This window comes from Kitasatospora sp. NPDC042419, assembly GCF_056437345.1.
Map to the genome: position 1 here is coordinate 785,977 of NZ_JBWKAW010000001.1, position 25,654 is coordinate 811,630.

Annotated in this window: 21 protein-coding genes; 6 read left to right on the forward strand and 15 right to left on the reverse strand. The window is 71.9% G+C overall.

What is annotated here, in order from left to right:
• The first annotated feature begins 115 nt into the window (after positions 1–115).
• Positions 116–1,405 (forward strand): M14 family zinc carboxypeptidase, encoded by a 1,290-nt coding sequence (locus AC067J_RS03495; RefSeq protein WP_478296282.1) that lies wholly within the window; start codon positions 116–118, stop codon positions 1,403–1,405.
• A 16-nt stretch (positions 1,406–1,421) separates the two neighbouring features.
• Here the strand turns inward: AC067J_RS03495 and AC067J_RS03500 are convergent, their stop codons facing one another.
• Positions 1,422–2,498, reverse strand: coding sequence for a GDSL-type esterase/lipase family protein (locus AC067J_RS03500; RefSeq protein WP_478296283.1), 1,077 nt, complete (start codon positions 2,496–2,498; stop codon positions 1,422–1,424).
• 139 nt (positions 2,499–2,637) lie between these two features.
• Between AC067J_RS03500 and AC067J_RS03505 the strand changes: the two genes are divergently transcribed.
• On the forward strand, positions 2,638–3,144 hold the full coding sequence (locus tag AC067J_RS03505; RefSeq protein ID WP_478296285.1) for a MarR family winged helix-turn-helix transcriptional regulator: 507 nt from the start codon (positions 2,638–2,640) through the stop codon (positions 3,142–3,144).
• Positions 3,145–3,191: 47 nt separating this feature from the next.
• A complete protein-coding gene (locus tag AC067J_RS03510; protein WP_478296286.1) occupies positions 3,192–3,845 on the forward strand; it encodes a nitroreductase family protein in 654 nt (217 codons plus the stop codon).
• Between the two features lie 109 nt (positions 3,846–3,954).
• On the opposite strand, the gene rodA is transcribed toward AC067J_RS03510, so the two are convergent.
• The 8 genes from rodA to folC all read right to left on the reverse strand — a co-directional run bounded on the left by rodA (position 3,955) and on the right by folC (position 12,798).
• Positions 3,955–5,154 (reverse strand): rod shape-determining protein RodA, encoded by a 1,200-nt coding sequence (gene rodA, locus AC067J_RS03515; RefSeq protein ID WP_478296287.1) that lies wholly within the window; start codon positions 5,152–5,154, stop codon positions 3,955–3,957.
• Entirely contained in the window at positions 5,151–7,421 is a 2,271-nt protein-coding gene (mrdA, locus tag AC067J_RS03520; protein ID WP_478296288.1) for a penicillin-binding protein 2, read from the reverse strand. The genes rodA and mrdA overlap by 4 nt, the downstream gene beginning before the upstream one ends.
• A gap of 72 nt (positions 7,422–7,493) precedes the next feature.
• Positions 7,494–8,138, reverse strand: a complete 645-nt coding sequence (gene mreD, locus AC067J_RS03525) for a rod shape-determining protein MreD (protein WP_478296290.1) — start codon at positions 8,136–8,138, stop codon at positions 7,494–7,496.
• Positions 8,139–8,141: 3 nt separating this feature from the next.
• The gene (mreC, locus tag AC067J_RS03530) at positions 8,142–9,095 is read right to left on the reverse strand and encodes a rod shape-determining protein MreC (protein ID WP_478296291.1); all 954 of its coding nucleotides are present in this window, start codon (positions 9,093–9,095) and stop codon (positions 8,142–8,144) included.
• A 92-nt stretch (positions 9,096–9,187) separates the two neighbouring features.
• The gene (locus tag AC067J_RS03535) at positions 9,188–10,213 is read right to left on the reverse strand and encodes a rod shape-determining protein (RefSeq protein ID WP_327683829.1); all 1,026 of its coding nucleotides are present in this window, start codon (positions 10,211–10,213) and stop codon (positions 9,188–9,190) included.
• Positions 10,214–10,523: 310 nt separating this feature from the next.
• Positions 10,524–10,937, reverse strand: coding sequence for a nucleoside-diphosphate kinase (gene ndk, locus AC067J_RS03540; RefSeq protein WP_478296292.1), 414 nt, complete (start codon positions 10,935–10,937; stop codon positions 10,524–10,526).
• Positions 10,938–11,056: 119 nt separating this feature from the next.
• Positions 11,057–11,404, reverse strand: coding sequence for a DUF4233 domain-containing protein (locus tag AC067J_RS03545; protein WP_478296293.1), 348 nt, complete (start codon positions 11,402–11,404; stop codon positions 11,057–11,059).
• A 2-nt stretch (positions 11,405–11,406) separates the two neighbouring features.
• Complete coding sequence (gene folC / locus AC067J_RS03550) at positions 11,407–12,798, reverse strand: bifunctional tetrahydrofolate synthase/dihydrofolate synthase (protein ID WP_478296294.1); 1,392 nt, start codon at positions 12,796–12,798, stop codon at positions 11,407–11,409.
• Positions 12,799–12,972: 174 nt separating this feature from the next.
• Between folC and AC067J_RS03555 the strand changes: the two genes are divergently transcribed.
• The 3 genes from AC067J_RS03555 to AC067J_RS03565 all read left to right on the forward strand — a co-directional run bounded on the left by AC067J_RS03555 (position 12,973) and on the right by AC067J_RS03565 (position 17,319).
• The gene (locus tag AC067J_RS03555; protein ID WP_478296295.1) at positions 12,973–14,406 is read left to right on the forward strand and encodes a glycosyltransferase; all 1,434 of its coding nucleotides are present in this window, start codon (positions 12,973–12,975) and stop codon (positions 14,404–14,406) included.
• Positions 14,407–14,471: 65 nt separating this feature from the next.
• Entirely contained in the window at positions 14,472–15,632 is a 1,161-nt protein-coding gene (wecB, locus tag AC067J_RS03560) for a non-hydrolyzing UDP-N-acetylglucosamine 2-epimerase (protein ID WP_478296296.1), read from the forward strand.
• Positions 15,633–15,792: 160 nt separating this feature from the next.
• Entirely contained in the window at positions 15,793–17,319 is a 1,527-nt protein-coding gene (locus tag AC067J_RS03565; RefSeq protein ID WP_478296298.1) for a chitinase, read from the forward strand.
• Between the two features lie 30 nt (positions 17,320–17,349).
• Here the strand turns inward: AC067J_RS03565 and AC067J_RS03570 are convergent, their stop codons facing one another.
• From AC067J_RS03570 to tig, 6 genes are all read right to left on the reverse strand, one after another.
• A complete protein-coding gene (locus tag AC067J_RS03570; RefSeq protein WP_478296299.1) occupies positions 17,350–17,877 on the reverse strand; it encodes a hypothetical protein in 528 nt (175 codons plus the stop codon).
• A 262-nt stretch (positions 17,878–18,139) separates the two neighbouring features.
• On the reverse strand, positions 18,140–20,779 hold the full coding sequence (locus tag AC067J_RS03575) for a valine--tRNA ligase (protein WP_478296300.1): 2,640 nt from the start codon (positions 20,777–20,779) through the stop codon (positions 18,140–18,142).
• A 134-nt stretch (positions 20,780–20,913) separates the two neighbouring features.
• Positions 20,914–22,203 (reverse strand): ATP-dependent Clp protease ATP-binding subunit ClpX, encoded by a 1,290-nt coding sequence (gene clpX, locus AC067J_RS03580; RefSeq protein ID WP_327676901.1) that lies wholly within the window; start codon positions 22,201–22,203, stop codon positions 20,914–20,916.
• Between the two features lie 282 nt (positions 22,204–22,485).
• Positions 22,486–23,148 carry an ATP-dependent Clp protease proteolytic subunit gene (locus AC067J_RS03585; RefSeq protein WP_327676905.1) on the reverse strand — a complete coding sequence of 221 codons (663 nt, stop codon included), beginning with the start codon at positions 23,146–23,148 and terminating at the stop codon, positions 22,486–22,488.
• Between the two features lie 50 nt (positions 23,149–23,198).
• Positions 23,199–23,816 (reverse strand): ATP-dependent Clp protease proteolytic subunit, encoded by a 618-nt coding sequence (locus AC067J_RS03590; protein WP_478296364.1) that lies wholly within the window; start codon positions 23,814–23,816, stop codon positions 23,199–23,201.
• A gap of 309 nt (positions 23,817–24,125) precedes the next feature.
• On the reverse strand, positions 24,126–25,523 hold the full coding sequence (tig, locus tag AC067J_RS03595) for a trigger factor (RefSeq protein ID WP_478296301.1): 1,398 nt from the start codon (positions 25,521–25,523) through the stop codon (positions 24,126–24,128).
• Between the last annotated feature and the right edge of the window lie 131 nt (positions 25,524–25,654).

Genomic DNA, 25,654 nt, shown 5'->3' on the forward strand with positions numbered 1-25,654 from the left:
CAAAAGCCCCACCGCAGACCCCCGCCCAGCCCCCCGCAGCAGAGCCCCGAGGACAGCCCCCGAGGACAGGCCATACCGCCGCCCGCGCACGGGCGTGCCCGAGGACAGGAGAGCCATGACCGACACGGGCCCACGGGTACGCCGGATCGGACCACCGCGCCAGGACGCCGAGGGCTACCCGACGGTGGCCCGCGCGGTGTCGGCCGCCCACCGGCTGGCCCGCCGCCACCCCGACCGCTGCCGCGTCCGCGAGGTGGGCCGCTCCCGCGCCGGCCGGCCGCTGGTCCTGCTCTCCGTCGACGACGGGGAGCACGCCGTGCTGGCGGTCGGCGGCCCGCACCCGAACGAGCCGGTGGGCGTGGCCGCCGCGGTCCGGCTGGCCGAGCGGGTGCTGGAGCTGCCGCCCCGCCCCGGGGCCGGCTGGCACGTGCTGCTCTGCCTGGACCCGGACGGCGCCGCCCTCAACGAGGGCTGGCTGCACGGCCCGCTCACCCCGGCCCGGCACTACGAGCACTTCTTCCGACCCGCGTTCGACGAGCAGCCCGAGCTGCCGCCGGCGCCGGACGGCGACCGCCTGCCGATGCCCGAGAGCCGGGTGCTGACCGGCCTGATCGACGAGCTGCGCCCGGTCCTGCAGTGCTCGCTGCACGGTGTGGACTTCGGCGGCGCGTTCGTGCAGCTGACCCGGCCGCTGCCGGGGCTGGCCGAGGGGTTCGCGCGCTCGGTGGCGCGGGCCGGTATCCCGCTGGACGTCGACTCCTACGACGCGGTCGGCTGGGACAGCCCGGCTCCCGGCGCGTACGTGATGCCGGCGCCGGGCGGCGGTTCGCAGGCGCTGCCGGACCGTCCGGAGCTGTCCACCTGGTCGTACGCGGGCCGGTACGGCGGGGTGACGGCCGTGCTGGAGGTGCCGATGTGGGCGATCGACGCGGTCGGCGACTCCCGCCCGCACCCGAACGCGCGCGCCGCCGTACGGGCCGCCGCCCGCACCCTGGGCGACCGGGTGGAGGAGCTGGTCGGGCTGCTGCCGCAGGTGCCGCCGCACGCCGGGGTGGCGTACGGGCCGCTGTTGCGCTCGATCGAGTTCAACCTGGACGTCTGCCCACTGCTGCTGGAGGAGTGGCGGACGGAGTGGTCGGAGGCGCCGCTGTCGGTGTCCCGGGTGACGACCGCCCGGATCGTCGCGGAGCGGCTGCCGCTGCGGGTCGCCTCGATGCTGCTGCGGCTGCTCGCGGACTCCGGCGGCCCCGCGGCGGACGCGGCCCGGGCGCGGGCCCGGGCCATCGTCGCGGCGAGCCTGGACGGCCTGCACCGGCTGGGCGCCCGCTGGGTGCCGGTCGACGCCCAGGTGTCCCACCAGGCCCGGGCGGCGCTGGCCGCCGCCGAGCTCCTGCTGCCGGTCTGACCGCCCGCCCGGCCGGTCAGGGCCGGGCGGCCAGCGGTCCCAGGAAGGGCTCGGCCAGGCCGGCCAGCCGGTGTTCCCCCTCGGGGGTCGGGTGCAGGCCGTCCGCGTACAGCCCGTCCGCCTCGGCGACCGGCAGCACGTCCCGGCCGTCGACCAGGTGCAGCCGGCGGTCGCCCAGCCGCTGGAGCACCCGGACGGCCGTGGCGGTCAGGTCCCGGACGTCCGCGAGGGTCAGTCCGGCCGCGTTGGCCACCCGCTCGCGCTCCACCGAGGGCAGTGCGGCGATCACGGCGACCGGCGTGTCCGGGTGCCCGTCCCGGATCGTCTCGACGAAGCCGCAGACGGCGGGGCCCCAGCTGCGGGCGGTGAAGGCGGAGCGGATGTAGGCGTTGGTGCCGATCTCCAGGGTGACCAGGTCGGCGGGGGTGTCCCGGATCACCCGGGCGACCAGCGGGTCCAGGTAGGCCTCGCCGGCGAACCCGAGGTTGCGCAGCCGCCAGCCGAGGCGGCGGGCGAGCAGTGCCGTCCAGCTCGCGGAGGGCCCGTCGGGGAACATCGCGTGGGTCAGCGAGCTGCCGTAGGCGATCCAGCGCGGGCCGGCGCGGTCGACGGGCGCCAGCAGCCGGTGGCCGCGCAGGCCGACCGCGGCGAGCCGGGTGAGGGACAGGTGCGGCAGCCAGACCGCCACCTCCACCGGGCGGCCCGGCAGCGCCAGGTCGAGCCGGTGGCGGCCGGGCCCGAGGCGGCGCCGGTGGACGATGACGCCGTCGGCGAGGACGTCCAGCGGCGCGCCGCCCGGCTCGGCGTCCAGGTCCAGCAGCAGTGCGGCGGCGTCGGTGCGGACGGCGAAGCGGACTCCGGCCGGGAGCCGGGCGAGCCGGACGAAGTTGTCCGAGAGCGCGGTGCCGAGTCGTTCCTGCGGGATCCGCAGGGGCAGGACGGTGCCGCCGGCCCGTTCGAAGCCGCAGACGCCGTCCCAGCCGAGCCGCCGGTCCGCGGGGTCGAGCCACTCCTCCCCCGCCGTGCCGCCGTCCGCCGCGGCCGTTCCCCCGCCACGGCCGCCCGCCGCGTCCGCACCGTCTCCTCCGGCCATCCCGACCCCCCAAATTGATCTGACTGTCAACAATCTGATGCTCGATCAAGTACGCTCGGAACGTAGCAGCGAAAATCATCTACCGTCAAACAATCTCCGGGGAGCGTTATGCTGGCCGTCCACCACCGAAGGAGTCCCGATGGCCGGCGCCCCCCGGACCCCCCGCCTCGCCTCCCCGAGCCGGGCGGACGACAGCGGCGAGCGCCGGCGGTACTTCGCCGCGCTCACCCAGGACCGCCCCGACATCGCGCTCTGCCGGGCCACCACCGCGGTCGCCCGGTCCATCGACGAGCAGCTCTCCGGAGCACCCCTGACGGTGGCCCAGCACCTCGTGCTCAAGATGCTCGACGCCGTCGGCAGCTGCACCCAGCAGGAGCTCAGCGAGCAGCTGCGGATCGACCGCAGCGTGATGGTCGGCTGCGTGGACGCCCTGGAGGACGCCGGCCTGGTCCGCCGCGAGCGCCACCCCCGGGACCGCCGCGCCTACGCCGTCACCCCGACCCCCGACGGGGCCGCCGCCCTGGCCGACGCCGAGCGCGCCATCGCCCCCGTCCTGGACCACGCCTTCGCCGCGCTCACCCCGGGCGAACGGGAGACCCTGGTCCGCCTCACCCGCAAGCTCCTCGACGTCCCGCCGGCCGACTGAGGCCCCGCCCCGCGCGGCCGGCCCGTCCGACCCCGGAGGCCACGGCCGTGCCGCACCCCGACCTGACCGCAGAACAGCTCCTCACCACGACCCGCGCCGTGCGCAAGCGGCTCGACCTCACCCGGCCGGTCGGCCGGGACCTGGTCGAGGAGTGCCTGGCCCTCGCCACCCAGGCCCCCACCGGCCGCAACCGCCAGCGCTGGGACTTCGTGGTCGTCACCGACCCGGCCCGGCGCGCCGCCCTCGCCGACCTCTACCGGCTCGGCCTGGTCCACCCCCGCCAGGCGGTCGTCCGCACCGGCCTGGACCGCACCACCGAGGACACCGCCCGGCGGCTGCGCCTCGCCGAGAGCGCCCAGCACCTCTTCGACCACCTGCACGAGGTACCGGTCCTGGTGGTGCCCTGCGTCCGGATCGAGGGCCGGCACGAACTCGGCACGCACGTCGGCCAGGCCAACGCCTGGGGCTCGATCCTCCCCGCCACCTGGCAGTTCATGCTGGCCGCCCGCTCCCGGGGCCTCGGCACCGCCTGGACCACCCCGCACCTGCACTACGAGCGCGAGGCCGCCGAACTGCTCGGCATCCCCTACGAGACGGTGGCCCAGGTCGCACTCGTCCCGCTCGCCCACACCATCGGCACCGACTTCCGCCCCGGGCCGCGCGTCCCCACCGACCGGATCGCGCACTGGGACGCCTGGTAGCCCCCGGAACGCCGACGGGGCCGGCCCGGGGACACCCCCGGACCGGCCCCGCCGCCGGCACTGCACCGGCACTCCGGCGACACTCCGCCGGCACTGCGCCGTAACGCCCTCAGGCCGCTATCGGCCGCTGGCTCTGCACCGCCTGCAACAACCCGATCGCCACCCAGGTCGAGAACATCGACGACCCTCCGTAGGAGACGAACGGCAGCGGGATGCCGGCCACCGGCATGATGCCCAGGCACATCCCTATGTTCTCGAACCCCTGGAACGCGAACCAGGCGACGACCCCGGCCGCCACGATCGTGCCGTACAGGTCGGTGGCCTGCCGGGCGATCCGGCAGGCCCGCCAGAGCACCACACCGAGCAGCACGATGATCGCCATCGCCCCGAGGAAGCCGAGCTCCTCGCCGGCCACCGTGAAGACGAAGTCGGTCTGCTGCTCCGGCACGAACTGCCCGGTGGTCTGCGTCCCGTGGAACAGCCCCTTGCCGGTCAGCCCGCCCGAGCCGATCGCGATCCGCGCCTGGGCGGTGTTGTAGCCGACGCCGGACGGGTCGAGCGCCGGGTTGGCGAAGGCCGCGAACCGGTCGATCTGGTACTTGCTCAGCACCCCGAGCTTCCAGATCGCCACGCAGCCGCCGACGCCCGCCAGGATCAGCCCGAACACCCAGCGGTTGGCCGCGCCGGAGGCAAGCAGGATGCCGAGCACGATGACCGCCATGACCATCACCGAGCCGGCGTCCGGCATCAGCATCACGATCGCCATCGGCAGCGTCGCCCAGACCAGCCCGCGGAACACCGCCCGGTTCGCCGGGAACTCCCGCTCCCCCGCGTCCACCTGCTCGGACAGCACGACCGCCATCACCAGCACGATCGCCAGCTTGGCGAACTCGGCCGGCTGCACCGAGAAGCCGCCGCCCAACTGGATCCAGGAGTGCTGGCCGTTGATGGTCGAGCCGAGCGGGCTCAGCGTCGCCAGCAGCAGCACGATGACGCCGGCGTACAGGAACGGCACCACCGTCCGGAACCGCCGGCTCCCTATCGCTATCACCACCGCGCACAGCACGGCGCCGATCATGACGTTGGTCAGGTGCCGGTACAGGAAGTACTGCGGGTCCCCGTGGGTGAGCGAGTCCCGCCCGCGGGTGGCCGACCAGACGAGCAGCGAGCTGCCCAGCGAGAGGACCACCGCGGCCAGCAGCAGTATCCAGTCGATCCGCCAGAGCGGGGAGTCCTTGGCGAGCGACCTGGGGACCCCGCCGCGCTGCGGGACGAGCCGCAGCTGGCGGTACGAGCCGTAGAAGGTCATGCCCGGCCCCTTCCGGTGGAGCGGGTGGGTTCGACGGCCGCGGGCGCCGCGACGGGCACCACGACCTCCCCGGCCGGCCGCGCCGGGTCCAGGAAGACCCGCGGCGCGGCGCCGGTCACCCCGGGGTCGCCGGGCTCCCCGGCGGGCGTCCCGCCGAACGAGGCCTGCTTGATGATCGCGGTGCCGTCGGCGTTGAACTTCGGCAGCTCGGCCTGCGGCGTGGTCAGCAGGGCCTTGCCGTTGTCGATGTTGCCCTTGTCGTCGACGCCGTAGAGCGCCTGGTAGATCCGGCGGACGGAGTCGCCGGAGCCGCCGGAGCCGGTGCCGCCCTGGCTTATCGTCATCACGACCGCGTAGTCGCGGCTGTAGGTGGTCAGGTACGAGGTGGTCTGCTTGCCCTCGACCTCGGCGGTGCCGGTCTTGGCGTGCAGCTCGATCTTGCCCTGCGGCCAGCCGGCGCCGGTGAACTTCCACGCGGCGGTACCGGTCGACACGACGCCCTTGGTGGCCTCGTCGATGTACTGCAGGGTCTTGGCGTCGGTCGGCAGCTTGCCGTCCTCGTGCGGGGCGATCTCGCGGACCAGCTCGCCGCCCGGGCTTATCACCGCCTTGGCGACGGTCGGCCGCCAGAGCGTGCCGCCGTTGGCCAGCGCCGAGTAGATCCGCGCCATCTGCAGCGGGGTGACGAGGGTGTCGCCCTGCCCGATCGCGTAGTTGACGGCGTCACCGGCGCGCAGCACGTAGCCGTCGACGCAGTTCTCCTTGGCGATCAGGTCGGCGTACTCCTTGCCGCCCTTCTCGGCCTGCTTGCACCAGGCGTCCTTGTTGTTGTCGTAGAAGGACTGCTTCCACTGCCGGTCGGGCACCCGGCCGGTGGCCTCGGAGGGCAGGTCGATGCCGGTCTTGGCGCCGAGGCCGAACTGGTGGGCGGTCTTGTAGAACCAGTCGCCGGTGTCCTTCTTCGGCTTGATGCCGCCGTCGGCCAGCCACTGGTCGTAGGCGAGGCCGTAGAAGACGGTGTCGCAGGAGACCTCCAGCGCCTGGGCGAGGGTGATCGAGCCGTGGCCCTGGCTCTCGAAGTTCTTGAACTCGCGGCCGCCGATGGTCATGCTGCTCGGGCACGGGTAGTTGCCGTTGAGCGCGTAGCCGGCCTGGGCGGCGGCCGCGGTGGAGACCACCTTGAAGGTGGAGCCGGGGGCGGACTGACCCTGTATGGCCCGGTTCAGCAGCGGGTAGTTGGACTCCTTGTTGGTCAGCCCCTGGTAGTCCTTGCCGGAGATGCCGCCCTGCCAGATGTTCGGGTCGTAGCTGGGGGCGCTGGCCATCGCGATGATCCGGCCGGTCTTGACGTCCATCACGACCGCGGCGCCGGAGTCCGCCTCGTAGTTGCGCTTGGTGTTCTTGTCCCAGGTCTTGCGGGCGTCCGCCATCGCCTGCGCCAGGTTGTCCTCGACGACCTTCTGCACCCTGGCGTCGATGCTGGTCACCAGGTTGTTGCCGGTCTGCGGGGCGGCCTTGTCGGCGGTGCCGATCACCCGGCCGAGGTTGTCGACCTCCAGCTTGGTGATGCCGGCGGTGCCGCGCAGGTCGCGGTCGTACACCGACTCCAGTCCGGCCCGGCCGATCTGGTCGGCCGGCAGGTAGCGGTCGAGTCCGGCCTTGTCGGCGGTCTTGGAGACCTCCTCGTCGGTGACCGGCGAGAGGTAGCCGAGCACCTGGGCCATGTTGGCGCCCTCGACGCCGGTGTAGTGGCGTACGGCGGTGGGCTGCGCGGTCACCCCGGGGAAGTCCTCGCGGCGCTCCATCATCTGCATCGCCTGCTGGGTGGTCGCCTCCTTGGTGACCGGGATCGGCTGGTAGGGCGATCCGTTCCAGCAGGGCTGCGGGGTCTTGGGGTCGCAGAGCCGGACCTTCTCCTGGACGTCCTTGGCCGGCATGCCGAGCACCTCGGCGAGCCGGGTCAGCACCGCCTTGCCGCCGTCCTTCTGCTGGAGCAGCGAGGTGCGGCTGACCGAGACCACCAGCTTGGTCTCGTTGCCGGCGAGGATGCGGCCGGAGGCGTCCAGGATCTCGCCGCGGACGGCCGGTTCGACGACCTCGCGGATGTGGTTGCCGGTCGCCTTGGCGGTGTACTCCTTGGCGTTGCGGATCTGGAGGTACCAGAGCCGTCCGCCGAGGGTGGCGAGCAGCGACAGCACCAGGATCTGCAGGACCACCAGACGGATCGTCACCCGCCGGGTTCGGCCGGTCTCGGGGATGTTGCTCACGTCTCGTGCGCTCCAGGAAATCGCGAGGGCGGGCTGGTCGGGTCGGGGGCCGGGGCCGGGGCCGGGGCCGGGCTACGGGCGCTTGCCGGCGCCGAGCAGGCGCTTCTTCTTGTAGCCCGGGCCGGAGGAGGCCTCGCGGGTGGTGCGGTAGCGGGCCAGGGTGCCGAGGCCCGGGCCGCCCTCGTCGTCGCCGGGGCCGGCGGCGGCCACCGGGTCCTTCCCGAAGCGGCGGCCGAGCGCCATCACGGCGGGCACCACGAACGGGGCCAGCAGCAGGTCGTAGAGCAGCGCGGTCAGCACCAGCGAGCCGAGCCCGACGTGCCGGGCGGCGGTGTCGCCGACCAGGGCGCCGACCATCGCGTACAGCAGGGTGGAGGCGATCGCGGCGACGGAGACCACGAGCAGCGCGCTGGAGACCGAGCGCTGCCGGCCGTGCTCGGGGCGGAGCAGTCCGGCGGCGTAGCCCATCAGGCAGAGCACCAGCGCGTACCGGCCGATGGCGTGGTCGGACGGCGGGGCGACGTCGGCGAGCAGGCCGGCCGCGAAGCCGACCAGGCAGCCGCCGGTCGGCCCGTAGACCATGGCCAGGCCGACCACCACGAGCAGCAGTATGTCCGGGGTGGCCCCGGGGAGCTGCAGTCGGCCGAAGACGCTGACCTGGAGGATCAGGCCGAACAGGATCAGGGCGGCGGAGACGGGGATGCGGGCGAGGCGCATGGCTCAGTTCCCCCCATTGGGCTTGGCGGGCGGGACGGCGGCCGGGGCCGCGGGGGCGGCCGGCGCCGCGGGGGCCTGGCCCTGGCCGGCCGGCGCGGGGGCGGGCGGCAGGACGGCGTCCCGCGGATCGGTGCGCGGCGGGACGACGACCACGCCGACCAGGTCGAGCCGGGTGAACTGGACGAACGGCTCGACCAGGATCGTCTTGGTGAGCTGGCCGGGGTTGGCCTCGACCTGGACCACCTTGCCGATCGGGACGCCGGGCACGAACGGGCGGCCGCTCTGCGATCCGAAGGTGACCAGCCGGTCGCCCTCCTTCACCTGGGCCTTGCCGTTGAGGAGCGAGACCTTCATGGCGCTGCTGCCGCCGCCGGAGGCGAAGCCGATCTCGCCGGTGCCCTCCAGCCGGGTGCCGGCGGAGAAGCCGGGGTCGGAGGCGAGCAGCACGGTGGCGGTGGTCGGGGCGACGGTGGTGATCCGGCCGACCAGTCCCTGGCCGTTGATCACGGTCATGTCCCGGGTGAGCCCGTCGTCGCTGCCGGCGTCGATGGTGATGGTCCAGGAGAAGCCCTGGGCCGGGCCGATCGCGATGGTCTGGGCGGCCTTGACGGTGTACCCGCCGGCGCCCGCCGTGCGCAGCAGGTCGTCCAGTTGCTTGGTGCGCCCGCCGGCCATGTCGGAGGAGGCCAGCTTCTGCCGCAGTTCGGTGTTCTCGTTGGCGAGCTGGTCGGTGCGGCCGCTGTCGGCGGCGGCGTCGCGGAAGGCCCGGACGGTGTCGGCGACCGGGTCGACGGCGGTGGCCGCGCCCCGTTCGACGGGGCCGAGGACGGAGGCCGCGGCGCGTCGGGCGCCGCCGAGCGGGGAGCTATCACCGCCCTTGATGTCGACGGTGATCAGCGCGAAGGCGACGGCCACCAGCAGGATGAGCAGCAGCCGGCTCTCTCGTGTGTCCCTCACGGTGCTGGTGCTGCCCCTTCGTGCCTGGCCCCGCCGCCCGGGCTGTGGACCCGGGCGGGGGCCCGTTCAGTTCGGCTGACGTTTCGGTTCTGCTAACGGCGCGGTGCGGCGTCGAGTACCTGCTGGAGGGCCTCGAACTCCTCGACGCACTTGCCGGATCCGAGTGCGACGGAGTCCAGCGGGTTCTCGGCGATGTGGATCGGCATGCCGGTCTCCCGGCGGAGCCGCTCGTCCAGGCCGCGGAGCAGGGCGCCGCCGCCGGTGAGGACGATGCCCCGGTCCATGACGTCGCCGGCGAGCTCGGGCGGGCACTGGTCGAGGGTGGTCTTGACCGCGTCGATGATCGAGTTGACCGGCTCGTCGATGGCCTCGCGGACCTCGGCGGCGGAGATGACGACGGTCTTGGGCAGGCCGCTGACCAGGTCGCGGCCGCGGATCTCGGCGTGCTCGTCCTTCTCGCCCTCCAGGCCGAAGGCGGAGCCGATGCTCATCTTGATCTGCTCGGCGCTGCGCTCGCCCAGGAGCAGCGAGTACTCCTTCTTGATGTGCTGGACGATGGCGTTGTCCAGTTCGTCGCCGGCGACCCGGATGGACTGCGCGGTGACGATGCCGCCGAGGGAGATGACGGCGACCTCGGTGGTGCCGCCGCCGATGTCGACGACCATGTTGCCGGTGGGCTCGTGGACCGGCAGGCCGGCGCCGATCGCGGCGGCCATCGGCTCCTCGATGATGTGCACCTGGCGGCAGCCGGCCTGCAGGGAGGCCTCGATGACGGCGCGGCGCTCGACGCCGGTGATGCCGGAGGGGACGCAGACGACGACCCGGGGGCGGGCCAGGAAGCGGCGCCGGTGGATCTTGAGGATGAAGTAGCGGAGCATCCGCTCGGTGATCTCGAAGTCGGCGATCACGCCGTCCTTGAGCGGGCGGATCGCGACGATGTTGCCCGGGGTACGTCCGATCATCTTCTTGGCCTCGGAGCCGACGGCCAGGATCCCCCCGGTGTTGGTGTTGACCGCGACCACCGACGGCTCGTTGAGGACGATCCCCTTGCCCCTGACGTACACCAGCGTGTTGGCAGTTCCGAGGTCGATCGCCAAGTCGCGGCCGATGAACGACAGGTTGCTCGCCATGGGGTGTGGGTGCCTTCCCGGGCTCGGTGTCATGGAGGTGGACGGAATGCGCGCGCCCACGCTTGGGCGGAGACCAGCTGAGCTGCCTTACCGGGCCCTTGAGTCGCGTCCATCGTAGTCACGCCGACCGGCACGGACGTCGACGTGGGGCATACCGTCCATTGTCCGGAGCGTGATCGCTTCTCCGGGCATTGGGACGCCGTGTCGGCCCCCCTGGTTCCCTATTTCCCGATAAGAATGCCCCGGCCGGGCCAATGGTCCCGACCGGGGCGTCCGAAGGTCCCGGAGCCCGTCCGGATCAGACGTGGGCCGGGAAGAAGATCTTGATCTCGCGCTCCGCGGACTCGGTCGAGTCGGAGGCGTGGATCAGGTTCTCGCGGGTGATGGTCGCGTAGTCGCCGCGGATGGTGCCGGCCCCGGCCTCCAGCGGGTTGGTGGCGCCGGCCAGCATGCGGATGCCGGCGACGACCTCCTCGCCCTCGACGATCAGGGCGATGGACGGGCCCGAGGTCATGAACTCCAGCAGCGGCTCGTAGAACGGGCGGCCGACGTGCTCCGCGTAGTGCTGCTCCAGCGTCGCCCGGTCGAAGGTGCGCAGCTCGACGGCGCCGAGGCGCCAGCCGGCCTTGCGCTCGATGCGGCTGATGATCTCGCCGGCCAGGCCGCGCTTGACGGCGTCGGGCTTGAGCAGGACGAGAGTGCGCTGGGACACGGTGCATCTCCTGGGAAAGATCGGTACGGCTCGCACGCCGGTTCGACGTGCGGAGTGCGACTACCGCAGAGGTTACCTTGCGTGAGCAGGTGCCCCGGCCGCCCCTCGGGCGCCGTCGTTCAGACCGCCGGAGCCGGTGCCGCGGCCGCCCTGGCGGCCTTGATCTCGTCGATCTTCCGGCCGTAGTGGACCGAGCACCACCAGAGGCCGGCGAAGACGACTCCGAGCCCGAACATGGTCGGCAGGACGAAGCCGCTGGCGATCAGTCCGATCTGCAGCGCCCAGCCGACCGGGACCGCTCCGGGCCGGTTGATCATGCCGCAGAGCAGTACGCAGAGTGCCATCGCGACGCCGCTGACGGTCCAGACGGTGGCCGTGGGGACGTCCGAGAGCTGCATGGCCACCAGGCCGGCGAACATGATCAGCAGAGCCTCGCCGATCAGCGTCGAGGAACAGAGCGTCCTCATCGTCACTTCCTCCCGAGCAGCAGGCGGGCCTCGCCCACCGTGATGACCGAACCGGTGACCAGCACCCCGGCGCCGCCGAGGTCGCCCTCCTCCTCGGCCAGGGTGACGGCGGCGGCGATGGCGTCGTCGAGCCGGGGCTCGACCTGGACGCGGTCCTCGCCGAAGATCTCGACCGCGAGCGCGGCCAGCGCGTCCACGTCCATCGCGCGGTGGGTGGAGTTCCGGGTGATGACGACCTCGGCCAGGAGCGGCTCGAAGGCCTCCAGCAGTCCGGCCACGTCCTTGTCGCCACTGGTGCCGACCACGCCGACCAGCCGGGTGAAGCCGAAGGACTCGCCGATCGCGGCCACCGTGGCGTGGGCGCCGTCCGGGTTGTGCGCGGCGTCCAGGAGGATGGTCGGGCTGCGGCGGACGACCTCCAGGCGGCCCGGCGAGGCGACGCCGGAGAACGCCTGCCGCACCTTGTCCACGTCCAGCTGTCCGCCGCGGGCGCCGCCGACGCCGAAGAAGGCCTCGACCGCCGCGAGCGCGAGCGCGGCGTTCTGCGCCTGGTGGGCGCCGTGCAGCGGGATGAAGACCTCCTCGTACTCCTCGCCGCCGAGCCCGCGCAGCGTCACCAGCTGGCCGCCGATGGCAACCTCACGGCGGATCACACCGAACTCCATGCCCTCGCGGGCCACGGTGGCGTCCACCTCGACGGCGCGCCGCAGGATCGTCTCGGCGGCGTCGAGCTGCTGCTGGGCGACGACCGCGATGGAGCCCGGCTTGACGATCCCGGACTTCTCGACCGCGATCTCGCCGGTGGTCCCGCCCAGCTTGTCGGTGTGGTCCAGGCCGATCGGGGTGATCACCGCGACGGCGGCGTCGATGACGTTGGTGGCGTCCCAGGAGCCGCCCATGCCGACCTCGATCACGCCGACGTCCACCGGGGCGTCGGCGAAGGCCGCGTACGCCATGCCGGTCAGCACCTCGAAGAAGGACATCGCGACCGGCTCGCGCTCGTCGACCATCCGCACGTAGGGCTCGATGTCCCGGTAGACCTCGACGAACCGCTCGGGGCCGATCGGGGCGCCGTCCAGGCTGATCCGCTCGGTGACGGACTCCACGTGCGGGCTGGTGTAGCGGCCGGTGCGCAGCTCGAAGGTGTTGAGCAGCTGCTCGATCATCCGGGCGGTGGAGGTCTTGCCGTTGGTGCCGGTGATGTGGATGGAGGGGAAGGACCGCTGGGGCTGGCCCAGGATGTCCATCAGCGCCTCGATCCGGTCGAGCGAGGGCTCCAGCTTGTTCTCCGGCCAGCGCTTGGAGAGTTCCACCTCGACGTCGCGCAGGGCGTCGTCGGCGGTGCCGTCGGCGGGGCGGAGGGTGTACGGGTTCGGGTCGGCCTTGTCGCTCACGACCACAGTCTACGGAGCTGCGCCCGGCGCTCCCCACGGGGTGAGAACGACCACTTTGCCCAGGCTTGGTCGTTTTCTGCGTTTACTATCGATTTAGCGACATCAGGCCGCAATGGAGCAGCGATTCGCATCTCAGGGAGACAAATCACCTTTGATCATGAGGAGCACAGCGCCATGCCCGACGCCCTGCGCGGTTTCATCGAGCTCCGCCGCGACAGCATCGTCTGGTTCGCCGGACTCGTCTCACTGGCACTGCTGCTCTACATGGCCCTCGTCTTCGGGCGCTTCCTGCTCTACTGGGCCGGCTCCCGGCACGCCTTCCGGCACAACACCCCCGGCGAGCCGGGCGACCCGTCCGCCTTCCGGTGGCACCTGGTGATCCCCTGCCGCGACGAGGAGGCGGTGGTCGCCCAGACCCTGGCCGGCCTGCGGGCCGTCGCCCCCGCCGCCCACCTCTGGGTGATCGACGACGACAGCGAGGACGCCACCCGCGAACTGGTGCTCGCCGCCGCCGCGCACGACGACCGGATCCACCTCGTCCAGCGCCGCCGCCCGCACGCCCGGATCGGCAAGGGCGCCGCCCTCAACGCCGCCTACCGCGAGATCTCCGCCGGGCTGCCCGCCGGCACCGACCGCTCCCGGATCGTCCTCGGCGTGGTCGACGCCGACGGACAGCTCGACCCCGGCACCCTCGAACAGGTCTGCAACGACCGGGCACTCGGCCGCACCGACACCGGCGCCGTGCAGATCGGCGTCCGGATGCGCAACGCCGACGACGAACGGCCGTTGCCCGGCCGCGGCCGGCTCGCCAACGCCTTCGCCCGCGCCCTGGTCCGGATGCAGGACGTCGAGTTCCAGGCCAACAACGCCGGCATGCAGCTGCTGCGCCGCCGCACCGGCAGCGTCGGCCTCGGCGGCAACGGCCAGTTCGTCCGGCTCACCGCCCTCGACTCGCTGACCGCCGAGGAGGGCCGGGCCGGCCGGCCGTGGCCGGAGCGCGCCCTGCTGGAGGACTACGAGTCCGGCCTGGACCTGCGGCTGGCCGGCTGGCGGCTCACCCACGTCACCGAGGCCGCCGTCTCCCAGGAGGCCCTGGTCTCCGGCCGGCGCTTCCTCACCCAGCGCACCCGCTGGGCCCAGGGCAACATGCAGTGCCTGCGCTACACCGGCCGGATCCTGCGCTCCCCGCACTACCGCCCCGCCGGCAAGGCCGAGGTGCTCTACACCTTCCTCCAGCCGGTGGTCTGCGTGCTGCTGGTCGTGCTCACCCCGCTGTCGATCGCGATCACCGCGGCCGGGCTGGTGCTCTTCCCCGAGGAGACCGCCGAGTTCCAGCTCCGCTTCGGCCCCTGGATGCTGCTCGCCTTCGTGCTCGCCACCCTGCCGATGGTCTTCTGGGGCTTCGCCTACCGCCGGCTCGTCCACCCCGACCGCAGCCGGCTCACCGGACTGCTCTGGGGCGTCCTTGTCTGGCTCTACGCCTACCACCTGTTCGTGGTCGCCGCCCGGGCGGCCGTCCGGCTGGTGCTCGGCCGCAACGGCTGGGCCAAGACCAGGCGCAACGCCGAGAAGGTCGCGCTCGGCGCCCCCACCGCCCTCGAATCCTGACCCGACCGGCCCGCCCGGCCCGACCGACCGGCCCGCCAGCCCGGCCCGACCCCGGAGTTCCCGTCATGACCCTGTGCCTCCCGCCGCAGCCCGCCGCCCGCCCGCTCGCCCCCGGCAGCGTCGCCGTCGTCCTCGGCACCCGCCCCGAGCTGGTCAAGCTCGCCCCGCTGATCCACGAGCTCGGTCCGGCCACCCGGCTGGTCCACACCGGCCAGCACTGGGACGAGGCGATGTCCGGCAGCTTCCTGCGCGACCTCGGCCTGCCCCGGCCCGAACTGCTCACCGGCGTCGGCGGCCGCCCCCGCGCCGGGCAGATCGCCCAGTCGCTCGGCCAGCTCGACGCCGCCTTCGCCGAGGACCGCCCGGCCGCCGTCGTCGTCCAGGGCGACACCAACGCCACCCTGGCCGGCGCGCTCGCCGCCAACGCCCGGGAGATCCCGCTGGTCCACGTCGAGGCCGGACTGCGCAGCTTCGACCGGGCGATGCCGGAGGAGCACAACCGGGTGATGGTCGACCACGTCTCCGACCTGCTCTGCGCCGCCACCACCGACAACGCCGCCAACCTGCGCGCCGAATCGCTGGCCGAGGAACGGATCGCGCTCACCGGCAACACCGTGGTCGAGGTGGTCCGCCGCCGACTGCCCGAGGCCGACGCCCGGGCCGCGCTGCTCGCCCGGCACGGTGTCGAGGAGGACGGCTACGTGCTGGCCACCGTGCACCGGCCGGAGAACACCGACACCGCCGAGGCGCTCGGCGCCGTCCTCGCCGAACTGGACCGGATCGCCCGGGCCGGCACCCCGGTGCTGTTCCCGATGCACCCGCGCACCCGGGCCGCCGTCGAGCGGTTCGGCCTGGACGCCCTGCTGGAGCGGCTGGCCGTCACCGGACCGGTCGGCTACGCCGACTTCCTCGGCCTGGCCCGGCACGCCGCACTGCTGGTCTCCGACTCCGGCGGGGTGCAGGAGGAGTGCACCGTGCTCGGCCGCCCGCTGCTGGTCGTCCGCCGCTCCACCGAACGCCCGGAGGCGGTCGACGCCGGCTTCGCCGCGCTCGTCCGGCCGGGCGGGGAACTCGGCGGCCTGGCCCGCGCCTGGCTGGCCGACACCCCCGAACGGCTCGCCCGGTTGGCGGCCACCCCGAGCCCCTACGGTGACGGACTCGCCTCCGCCCGGATCGCCGGGCTGACCGCGCGGCTGACATCGCCGCAGGTCCCGGCCGCCGCCTGACCGTCCTCTTGACAGGCGGATTGGTCTACTCCACCTTGTGAGGCAAGTCTCCTTCCCCGACAGGGACTTGAGTTGTCGGTAGCTCCCACACGCGCACCATCGACACCCGGACGGCTCTCCCCCACGTGAGCCGACGGCCTCCCCCACAGGAGATGGAGTCATGCCACCTGCCCACAACCGGCGCCCACGCGCCGTCCACTCCCTGCTCGCCGGAGCCAGCGCCATCGCGGTGGGACTGAGCGGCCTGGTCCTGGCCGGCGGCACCGGCGCGCACGCCGCCGCCGACGTCGTGGAACTGGTCACCAACGGCGGCTTCGAGGACGCCGACCACCTCGGCGGCTGGACCTGTTCCTCCGGCGCCACCGAGACCACCACGGTGCACTCCGGCTCGGCCGCACTGCGCTCGACCCCCGGCAACAGCGCCACCGGCGAGTGCAGCCAGACCGTCACCGTGAAGCCCTCCTCGACGTACACGCTGAGCAGCTGGGTCCAGGGCTCGTACGTCTACCTCGGCGCCCGCGGCACCGGCGGCACCGACCCGAGCACCTGGACCCCCGGCGGGACCGGCTGGTCCAAGCTCAGCACCACCTTCACCACCGGGGCGAGCACCACCAGCGTCACCGTCTACCTGCACGGCTGGTACGGGCAGCCCGCCTTCCTGGCCGACGACGTCTCGCTGCAGGGCCCCGGCGACCCGAAGCCCTCCCCCACTGCCACCACTCCGACCCCGACCCCCACCGACACGCCGACCCCGACCGACACCCCCACGCCCACCGACACCCCGACCCGCCCCGGGCCCAAGCACCTGCTCACCGGCTACTGGCAGAACTTCGACAACAACGCCACCGTGCAGCGGATCAGCGACGTGCCGGCCGCGTACGACATCATCGCGGTCTCCTTCGCGGACGCCACCAGCACGCCCGGCGGGCTCAGCTTCACCCTGGACCCGGTGCTCTCCTCCCGGCTCGGCGGCTACACCGAGGCGCAGTTCAAGGCCGACATCGCGGCCAAGAAGGCGGCCGGCAAGAAGGTGATCCTCTCGGTCGGCGGCCAGAACGGCACGGTCTCGGTGAACAGCTCCGCCTCCGCGACCAACTTCTCCAACACCGCCTGGTCGCTGATGCAGAACTACGGCTTCGACGGGATCGACATCGACCTGGAGAACGGCGTCAGCGCCACCTACATGGGCCAGGCGCTGCACAGCCTGGCGGCGAAGGCCGGCAAGGGCTTCGTGCTCACCATGGCGCCGCAGACCATCGACATGCAGTCGACCGGGATGGAGTACTTCAAGCTGGCGCTGAACGTGAAGGACATCCTCACCATCGTCAACATGCAGTACTACAACTCCGGCGCCATGCTGGGCTGCGACGGCCAGGTCTACTCCCAGGGGACCGTCAACTTCCTCACCGCGCTGGCCTGCATCCAGCTCAAGAACGGGCTGCGGCCCGACCAGGTGGGGCTCGGCGTCCCGGCCTCCACCAGCGCCGCGGGCGGCGGGTACGTCAGCCCGAGCGTGGTCAACAACGCGCTGGACTGCCTGGCCACCGGCACCGGCTGCGGCACCTTCAAGCCCGACACCAAGTGGCCCGGGATCGGCGGGGCCATGACCTGGTCGACCAACTGGGACGCCAAGGCGGGCGGCGGGATCGCCTCCACCGTCGGCTCGCACCTGCACGCGATGCCGTAGCCGGCCCGGCCGGCGGGCCCGGGCCGGGGTTCAGACCCCGGCCCGGGCCTCCGGGATCTCGGCGCCGGCACCACCGTGCCGGCGCCGCAGCTCGGCGGTGATCCCGGCCAGCTCGCCCTCCGGCAGCAGCGGCAGCATCATCGCCACGCCCTGGAGCAGGCCGCCCAGCAGGAACGTGGTGTCCGCGGTCGCCGCGACCAGGCCGCGGACCTCGGCCACCTCACCGGCCGCGACCGCCTCGATCAGCCGGGCCGCGTCCGCGCTCTCCTCGTCCACCGCCACCGCGCCGGTGTCCTGCGGGGCGCGCCGGGCCATCGCGCGGAGCACCCGGTCGCCCACCTCGGGGGCGTAGGCCTTGCGGACCGCCTCGGCGGCGATCCAGGCCAGCAGGGTGGTCACCTCGCGCTCGGCGTGCTCCTCGAACAGCCGGTCCAGCGCGTGGTCGAACGCGAGCTGGTTTCCGTGCCGGAATGCGAGCAGCAGCGCCGCCGCCCTCGCCTTGGCCTCCTCGACCACCTCGGCAGGCAGTTCGTCGGCCAACTCCTCGGTCACCACCACGCCACGCCCTCCCGTCGTCCCTCGGCTCTGCGGAACTCGAAGCACACCGTACACATCCGACCTGCCAACTCACGCGAACGCGCGCGGGCAAGAGCGGAAGGAATTCGGGCGGAATAGGACCTCACCCGGTCCAGGATGAATATTCGCCGGAAGGGAGCAATGGGATTGGGCTATTGGGACGCACGATTACCCGACCTCCGGAAAAGCGGAGGAGCCGCACCCCGCGTCGGCGGGGTACGGCTCCTCGGGATCCGCGTCCGGATCAGCCCTGCGGCAGCGCCGCGAGCTGGGCGGTGATCCGGGCGATGTCGGCCCCGGCGGCCTCCTGACGGGCCCGGATCTTGGCGACCACGTCGTCCGGCGCCTTGGCCAGGAAGGCCTCGTTGCCGAGCTTGGCGCTCGTCTGGGCCTTCTCCTTCTCGGCGGCCGCGAGGTCCTTGGCGAGGCGCTTGCGCTCCGCCGCGACGTCGATGGTGCCGGAGAGGTCGAGCGCCACGGTGGCACCGGCGACCGGCAGCGAGGCGGTGGCCGCGAAGCCCTCCTCCGGGACGGTCAGCCGCAGCAGCGACCGGATCGCGTCCTCGTGGACGGCCAGCACGGTGCCGTCCAGCTCCAGCCGGGCCGGGACCCGCTGCGCCGGCTGGAGGCCCTGGTCCGAACGGAACCGGCGGACCTCGGTGACCACCTGCTGGAGCGTGGCGACCTCGGCCTCGGCGTCGGCGTCCCGGAAGCCGCCGTCCTTCGGCCACTCGGCGACGACCAGCGACTCGGCACCGGTGAGCGCCGTCCAGAGCGCCTCGGTGACGAACGGGACGACGGGGTGGAGCAGCCGCAGGGTGACGTCCAGGACCTCACCGAGCACCCGGCGCGAGGCGTCGGCCTGCGCGCCGCCCTTGGCCAGGGTGGTCTTGGAGAGCTCGACGTACCAGTCGAAGACCTCGTCCCACGCGAAGTGGTAGAGCGCGTCCGAGGCCTTGGCGAACTCGTAGTCGTCGTACAGCGCGTCGGCCTCGGCCACGGTCGCGTTCAACCGCGAGAGGATCCACCGGTCGACCGCGGTCAGCTGCTCCGGCGCGGGCAGCGGGCCCTCGACGGTGGCGCCGTTCATCAGCGCGAAGCGGGTCGCGTTCCAGATCTTGTTGCAGAAGTTGCGCGAGCCCTTGACCCAGTCCTCGCCGATCGGCACGTCGGCGCCCGGGTTGGCGCCGCGGGCCAGCGTGAAGCGGACGGCGTCGGCGCCGTAGGCGTCCATCCAGTCCAGCGGGTCGACGGCGGTGCCGGACGACTTCGACATCTTCTTGCCGAACTCGTCGCGGACCAGGCCGGTCAGGGCGACCGTCTTGAACGGCTCCTGGCCGTCCATCGCGTACAGGCCGAACATCATCATCCGGGCGACCCAGAAGAAGATGATGTCGTGCCCGGTGACCAGGACGTCGGTGGAGTAGAACTTCTCCAGGTCCGGGGTCTGCTCCGGCCAGCCGAGCGTGGAGAACGGCCACAGGCCGGAGGAGAACCAGGTGTCCAGGACGTCCGGGTCCTGGTGCCAGCCCTCACCGGTCGGCGGCTGCTCGTCCGGTCCGACGCAGACGACCTCGCCGTCCGGGCCGTACCAGACCGGGATCCGGTGGCCCCACCACAGCTGGCGCGAGATGCACCAGTCGTACATGTTGTCGACCCAGTCGAAGTAGCGGCGCTCCAGCTCCTTCGGGTGGATCTCCACCTTGCCGTCGCGGACCGCGTCGCCGGCCGCCTGCGCCAGCGGGGCGACCTTGACCCACCACTGCAGCGACAGCCGCGGCTCGACCACCGTGTGGCAGCGCGAGCAGTGGCCGACGGAGTGCATGTACGGACGCTTCTCGGCGACGATCCGGCCCTGCTCGCGCAGCGCGCCGACGACGGCCGAGCGGGCCTCCAGCCGGTCCAGGCCGAGGAACGGGCCGTGCACGGTGATGACACCGCGCTCGTCCATGACGCTCAGGTTCGGCAGGTCGTGGCGCTGGCCGATGGCGAAGTCGTTCGGGTCGTGCGCGGGGGTCACCTTGACGGCGCCGGTGCCGAACTCCGGGTCGACGTGCTCGTCGGCGACGACCGGGATCTCCCGGTCGGTCAGCGGCAGCTTGATGGTCCGGCCGACCAGGTGCCGGTACCGCTCGTCCTCCGGGTGGACGGCCACGGCGGTGTCACCCAGCATCGTCTCGGCCCGGGTGGTGGCGACGACGATCGAGTCCTCGCCGTCCCCGTAGCGGATCGAGACCAGCTCGCCGGGAACCTCCTCGTGCTCCACCTCGATGTCGGAGAGCGCGGTCAGACAGCGCGGACACCAGTTGATGATGCGCTCGGCCCGGTAGATCAGGCCGTCGTCGAAGAGCCGCTTGAAGATGGTCTGGACGGCCTGCGACAGGCCCTCGTCCATGGTGAACCGCTCGCGCGACCAGTCGACGCCGTCGCCGAGGCGGCGCATCTGGCCGAGGATCCGGCCGCCGTAGTTCTCCTTCCACTCCCAGACCTTCTCGACGAAGGCCTCGCGGCCCAGGTCGTGGCGGGAGAGGCCGGACTCGGCGAGCTGCTGCTCCACCTTGTTCTGGGTGGCGATGCCGGCGTGGTCCATGCCGGGCAGCCAGAGCACCTCGAAGCCCTGCATGCGCTTGCGCCGGGTCAGCGCGTCCATCAGCGTGTGCTGGAACGCGTGGCCCAGGTGCAGCGCACCGGTGACGTTCGGCGGGGGGATGACGATCGTGTACGGGGGCTTGTCGCTCTTGGCGTCGGCGGTGAAGTAACCGCGCTCTACCCAGCGCTCGTACAGCTCGCCCTCTACGTCCGCCGGAGTGTAGGTCGTCGGGAGGGTGGCTGCTTCGTCCCCGGCGGGCGTGCTCGCGGGGCGCTGGTTCGTGGTGTCGGTCACGACGGACAGTTTACGTAACCCGGGAGGCGGGTTACGAACCGCTTTCCCTCCGGGGCGCCGCGCGACCGGCCCGGACACGCGCCGGGGCCCCGGAACCGTGACGGTTCCGGGGCCCCGGCGGACGGCCCGCGGTGTCAGGCGCTCTTGTCGCGCCGCTCCCGCTTGATCATGTCGCGCGGCACCAGGGTGGGGATGGCGTGCTTGGAGACGACGTCCCCGGTCACCACCACACGGGCGACGTCCTGGCGCGAGGGCACCTCGTACATCACGGACATCAGCACCTCCTCCATGATGGCCCGCAGCCCGCGCGCGCCGGTGCCGCGCAGGATCGCCTGGTCGGCGATCGCCTCCAGCGCGTCCCGGGAGAACTCCAGCTCCACGCCGTCCAGTTCGAAGAGCTTCCGGTACTGCTTGACCAGCGCGTTCTTCGGCTCGGTGAGGATCTGCAGGAGCGCCTCGCGGTCCAGGTTGTGCACGCTGGTGATCACCGGGAGGCGGCCGATGAACTCCGGGATCATGCCGAACTTGACCAGGTCCTCCGGCATCACCTGACGGAAGTGGTCGCTCGCGTCCAGCTCCCGCTTGGAGCGGATGGTGGCGCCGAAGCCGATGCCCTTGGCACCCGCCCGGCCCTCGATGATCCGCTCCAGACCGGCGAACGCACCGCCCACGATGAACAGCACGTTGGTGGTGTCGATCTGGATGAACTCCTGGTGCGGGTGCTTGCGGCCCCCCTGCGGCGGCACCGAGGCGGTGGTGCCCTCCAGGATCTTCAGCAGCGCCTGCTGCACGCCCTCGCCGGAGACGTCCCGGGTGATCGACGGGTTCTCGCTCTTCCGGGCGACCTTGTCGATCTCGTCGATGTAGATGATCCCGGTCTCGGCCTTCTTGACGTCGTAGTCGGCCGCCTGGATCAGCTTCAGCAGGATGTTCTCGACGTCCTCGCCGACGTACCCGGCCTCGGTCAGCGCGGTGGCGTCGGCGATCGCGAACGGCACGTTCAGCATCCGGGCCAGGGTCTGCGCGAGCAGCGTCTTGCCGGAGCCGGTCGGCCCGAGCAGCAGGATGTTGGACTTCGCCAGCTCGATGGCGTCCTCGCGGCCGTTGCCGCCGCTGCGGCCGGCCTCACCCGCCTGGACCCGCTTGTAGTGGTTGTAGACGGCCACCGACAGCGCCTTCTTGGCGAGGTCCTGGCCGACCACGTACTGGTCCAGGAACTCGTAGATCTCGCGGGGCTTCGGCAGCTCCTCGAAGCGCACCTCGGAGGTCTCGGCGAGCTCCTCCTCGATGATCTCGTTGCACAGGTCGATGCACTCGTCGCAGATGTACACGCCTGGGCCGGCGATCAGCTTCTTCACCTGCTTCTGCGACTTGCCGCAGAACGAGCACTTGAGCAGGTCGCCACCGTCTCCGATGCGTGCCACGAGGTGCTTCCCCTTCGCCAGGGGCCCCGCGGGGGTTCCGGGGCCTGGTGCTGTGGACCGTCGACGCCGACGGCGAATCGGTCTCGCTATCCGACGGTACTCTGCCGAGCCGTCGATTCCGTCCTCTTCGCCGGGTCTGCCCTACGCCCTGGGCGAATTGATACCGAACAGATGCCGTCGCAGGGGCCGCCGGTGTGCCGGGGGCGGGGCGCGCGGACCCGGCCGCGCGCCCCGCCCCCGGCCCCTCCCCGCGCCGGACGGCGGGTGGAGGGGGTGCCGACCTCAGGAGGTCAGCGACGCCTTGCGGGTGGAGATGACCAGGTCGACCAGACCGTACTCGACGGCCTCCTCGGCCGTCAGGATCTTGTCGCGCTCGATGTCGTCGCGGACCTGCTCCACCGACTTGTTGGAGTGCTTCGACAGCATCTCCTCCAGCTGCTCGCGCATCCGGAAGATCTCCCGGGCCTGGATCTCCAGGTCGGAGACCTGGCCGCGGCCGGTCTCGGTGTACGGCTGGTGGATCAGGATGCGGGCGTTCGGCAGCGCCATCCGCTTGCCGGGGGTGCCGGCCGCCAGCAGGACGGCCGCCGCCGAGGCCGCCTGGCCCATGCAGACGGTGGTGATGTCCGGCTTGACGTACTGCATGGTGTCGTAGATGGCCGTCAGGGCCGTGAACGAGCCACCGGGCGAGTTGATGTACATCTGGATCTCGCGGTCCGGGTCCATCGACTCCAGGCAGAGCAGCTGCGCCATGATGTCGTTGGCCGACACGTCGTCCACCTGCGAGCCGAGGAAGATGATGCGCTCCTCGAACAGCTTGGCGTACGGGTCGTACTCGCGGATGCCCTGCGAGGTGCGCTCGACGAACCGCGGGACGATGTAGCGGCCCTCGGCTCGCATGTCCTCGACGCGCGCCTTGGCACTGGAGAGGCTGGGGATGTTCATGGGGGTTCTTGTCCTCCGGAGCGTTGTGGCTGTGGTCTCGTGGGCCAGGCTCAGGCGCCCGTGCCGCCGCCGCCGGGGACGTCCGCGGCGCTGTGCATGATCGCGTCGATCAGCCCGTACTCCAGGGCCTCCTCCGGCGTGAACCAGCGGTCGCGGTCGGAGTCCGACGTGATCTGCTCGAAGGACTGGCCGCTGTGGAAGGCGATCAGCTCGGACATCCGCTTCTTGGTGCGGAGCAGCTGCTCGGCCTGGATGCGGATGTCGGTGGCCGAGCCGCCGAGGCCGGCGGAGGGCTGGTGCATCAGGATGTTGGCGTTGGGCAGCGAGAAGCGCTTGCCCTTGGCACCGGCGGTCAGCAGGAACTGGCCCATCGAGGCGGCCATGCCCATCGCGATGGTGACGACGTCGTTCTTGATGTACTGCATGGTGTCGTAGATCGCCATGCCGGCCGAGATCGAGCCGCCCGGGGAGTTGATGTAGAGGAAGATGTCCTTGTCCGGGTCCGCGGCCAGCAGCAGCAGCTGGGCGGTGATCTTGTTGGCGATGTCGTCGTCGACCTGCTGACCGAGGAAGATGATCCGCTCGTTGAGCAGCCGGTTGTAGACCTGGTCGCCGAGGCCGCCCAGCACGTCACCAGCGGCGGCGTGCGGCGCCATCGGGCCGGGCATCTGCATCTGCGGGTACGTCACTTAGCCACCTGCTCAGTCGATTTGGACGGTCGCTCCGCGGCCGTCACGGTGTCGCACAGCTTCCGGGTATCACGTCGTGATTGTTGCTGTCCATGGACCCTAACGCGCAGGCCGGGCCGCAGAATCCCTCACGCAGAACTGTTCGCTGTGAGCGCAGGGTTCACGCCCGGTGGCCTCCCGGGGCCGGGAACACGGCGGGGGTGCGCCGGGGTGCCGCCGGGAACACAGCGGGCCCGGACACCGTACGGCGTCCGGGCCCGCTGTCGCGCCTCAGGGCGACCGGGGAGGTCAGGCCTCGGTCTTCTCCTCGGCCTCGGCCTCGGCGGCCGGGGCCTCGACGGTCTCGGCCGACTCGTCGGCCTCGTCGTCGTCGAAGTTGATCTCGTTGCCCTCGGTGTCGACGACCTTGGCGGCCTCGACCACGGTGGCCAGCGCCTTGCCGCGGGCGACCTCGCCGACCAGCAGCGGCACCTGGCCACCCTGGACGACCTGCTGGGCGAACTGGTCCGGGGTCAGGCCCGAACCGGCGGCACGGCGGATGAGGTGCTCGGTCAGCTCCTCCTGGGAGACGTTGAGCTCCTCGTCGGCGACGATCTGGTCCAGGACGAACTGGGTCTTGATGCCCTTCTTCGCCTGCTCCTCCAGCTCACCGAGGTACTCCTCCTCCGACTTGCCCTGGGTCTCCAGGTAGGTCGCGAGGTTGAGGCCCATCGGCTCCAGCTGGTGGTGCTCCAGGTTGTGCTTGCGGGTCTCGATCTCGTCCTTGAGGAGCTTCTCCGGGAACTCGATCTCGACCAGGCCGAGCAGCGCGTCCAGCACCTTCTCCTGGGCCTGGGTGGCCTGGTCGTACTCCTTCATGCGCTCCAGGCGCTTGCGGGAGTCGGCGCGGAGGTCCTCCAGGGTGTCGAACTCGCTGGCCAGCTGGGCGAACTCGTCGTCCAGCTCGGGCAGCTCCTTCTCCTGGACGGCGGTGACGGTGACGGTGACCTCGGAGGTCTTGCCCGCCTGGGTGCCGCCCTTGAGCTCGGTGGAGAAGGTGGCGGTGCCACCGGCCTCCAGGCCGATGACGGCGTCGTCGATGCCGTCGATCAGGCGGCCGGAGCCGATCTCGTAGCTGACGCCGGCGGCGGTGCCGTCCTCCGGCACCTCGCCGTCGACCTTGGCCTCGAGGTCGACGACCACGGTGTCGCCGGCGGCCGCGGCGCGCTCGACGTCCTTGACCGAGGAGAAGCGCTCGCGCAGCTGCTCCAGGGACTTGTCGATGTCCTCGTCGGAGACCGCGATGGGGTCGACGGTGACCTCGATGGTCGAGAAGTCCGGAAGGGTGATCTCCGGACGGATGTCCACCTCGGCGGTGAACTTCAGGTCGCCGCCATCGGCGATCTTCTCGACACCCTCGATGTTGGTGATGTCGGGCTGGCCGAGGACCTCGATCTTGCCCTCGTCGACGGCCTGCGTGTAGAAGCGCGGCAGGGCGTCGTTGACGGCCTCTTCCAGCACGGCACCACGGCCGAAGCGCTGGTCGATGACCCGGTTCGGGATCTTGCCCTTACGGAAGCCCGGGACCGAGACCTGCTGGTTGATCTTCTTGTACGCCGCGTCGAGGCTGGGCTTGAGCTCCTCGAAGGGCACCTCGACGGTGAGTCGAACCCGGGTCGGGTTCAGAGTCTCGACGGCGCTCTTCACGGTTAGGTCTCCTATGGGCTTGCGGTCAGGTTGCCTCCGCCTTCCCCGGGCCGCCGGCCTGGGCCGGTTGCGGGCGGGTCGGGCGAGACGGGCGATGGGCGGTTGGAGCTGCATCTCCCGTGGGGGGGTGG

Bases quoted from the DNA above. Each gene is read 5' to 3' on its own strand.
- AC067J_RS03495 (WP_478296282.1), top strand. From the start codon at position 116: ATGACCGACACGGGCCCACGGGTACGCCGGATCGGACCACCGCGCCAG.
- AC067J_RS03545 (WP_478296293.1), bottom strand. From the start codon at position 11,404: ATGAGGACGCTCTGTTCCTCGACGCTGATCGGCGAGGCTCTGCTGATC.
- AC067J_RS03500 (WP_478296283.1), bottom strand. From the start codon at position 2,498: ATGGCCGGAGGAGACGGTGCGGACGCGGCGGGCGGCCGTGGCGGGGGA.
- AC067J_RS03590 (WP_478296364.1), bottom strand. From the start codon at position 23,816: ATGCCCGGCCCGATGGCGCCGCACGCCGCCGCTGGTGACGTGCTGGGC.
- AC067J_RS03585 (WP_327676905.1), bottom strand. From the start codon at position 23,148: ATGAACATCCCCAGCCTCTCCAGTGCCAAGGCGCGCGTCGAGGACATG.
- AC067J_RS03565 (WP_478296298.1), top strand. From the start codon at position 15,793: ATGCCACCTGCCCACAACCGGCGCCCACGCGCCGTCCACTCCCTGCTC.
- rodA (WP_478296287.1), bottom strand. From the start codon at position 5,154: ATGACCTTCTACGGCTCGTACCGCCAGCTGCGGCTCGTCCCGCAGCGC.
- AC067J_RS03505 (WP_478296285.1), top strand. From the start codon at position 2,638: ATGGCCGGCGCCCCCCGGACCCCCCGCCTCGCCTCCCCGAGCCGGGCG.
- mreD (WP_478296290.1), bottom strand. From the start codon at position 8,138: ATGCGCCTCGCCCGCATCCCCGTCTCCGCCGCCCTGATCCTGTTCGGC.
- wecB (WP_478296296.1), top strand. From the start codon at position 14,472: ATGACCCTGTGCCTCCCGCCGCAGCCCGCCGCCCGCCCGCTCGCCCCC.
- AC067J_RS03555 (WP_478296295.1), top strand. From the start codon at position 12,973: ATGCCCGACGCCCTGCGCGGTTTCATCGAGCTCCGCCGCGACAGCATC.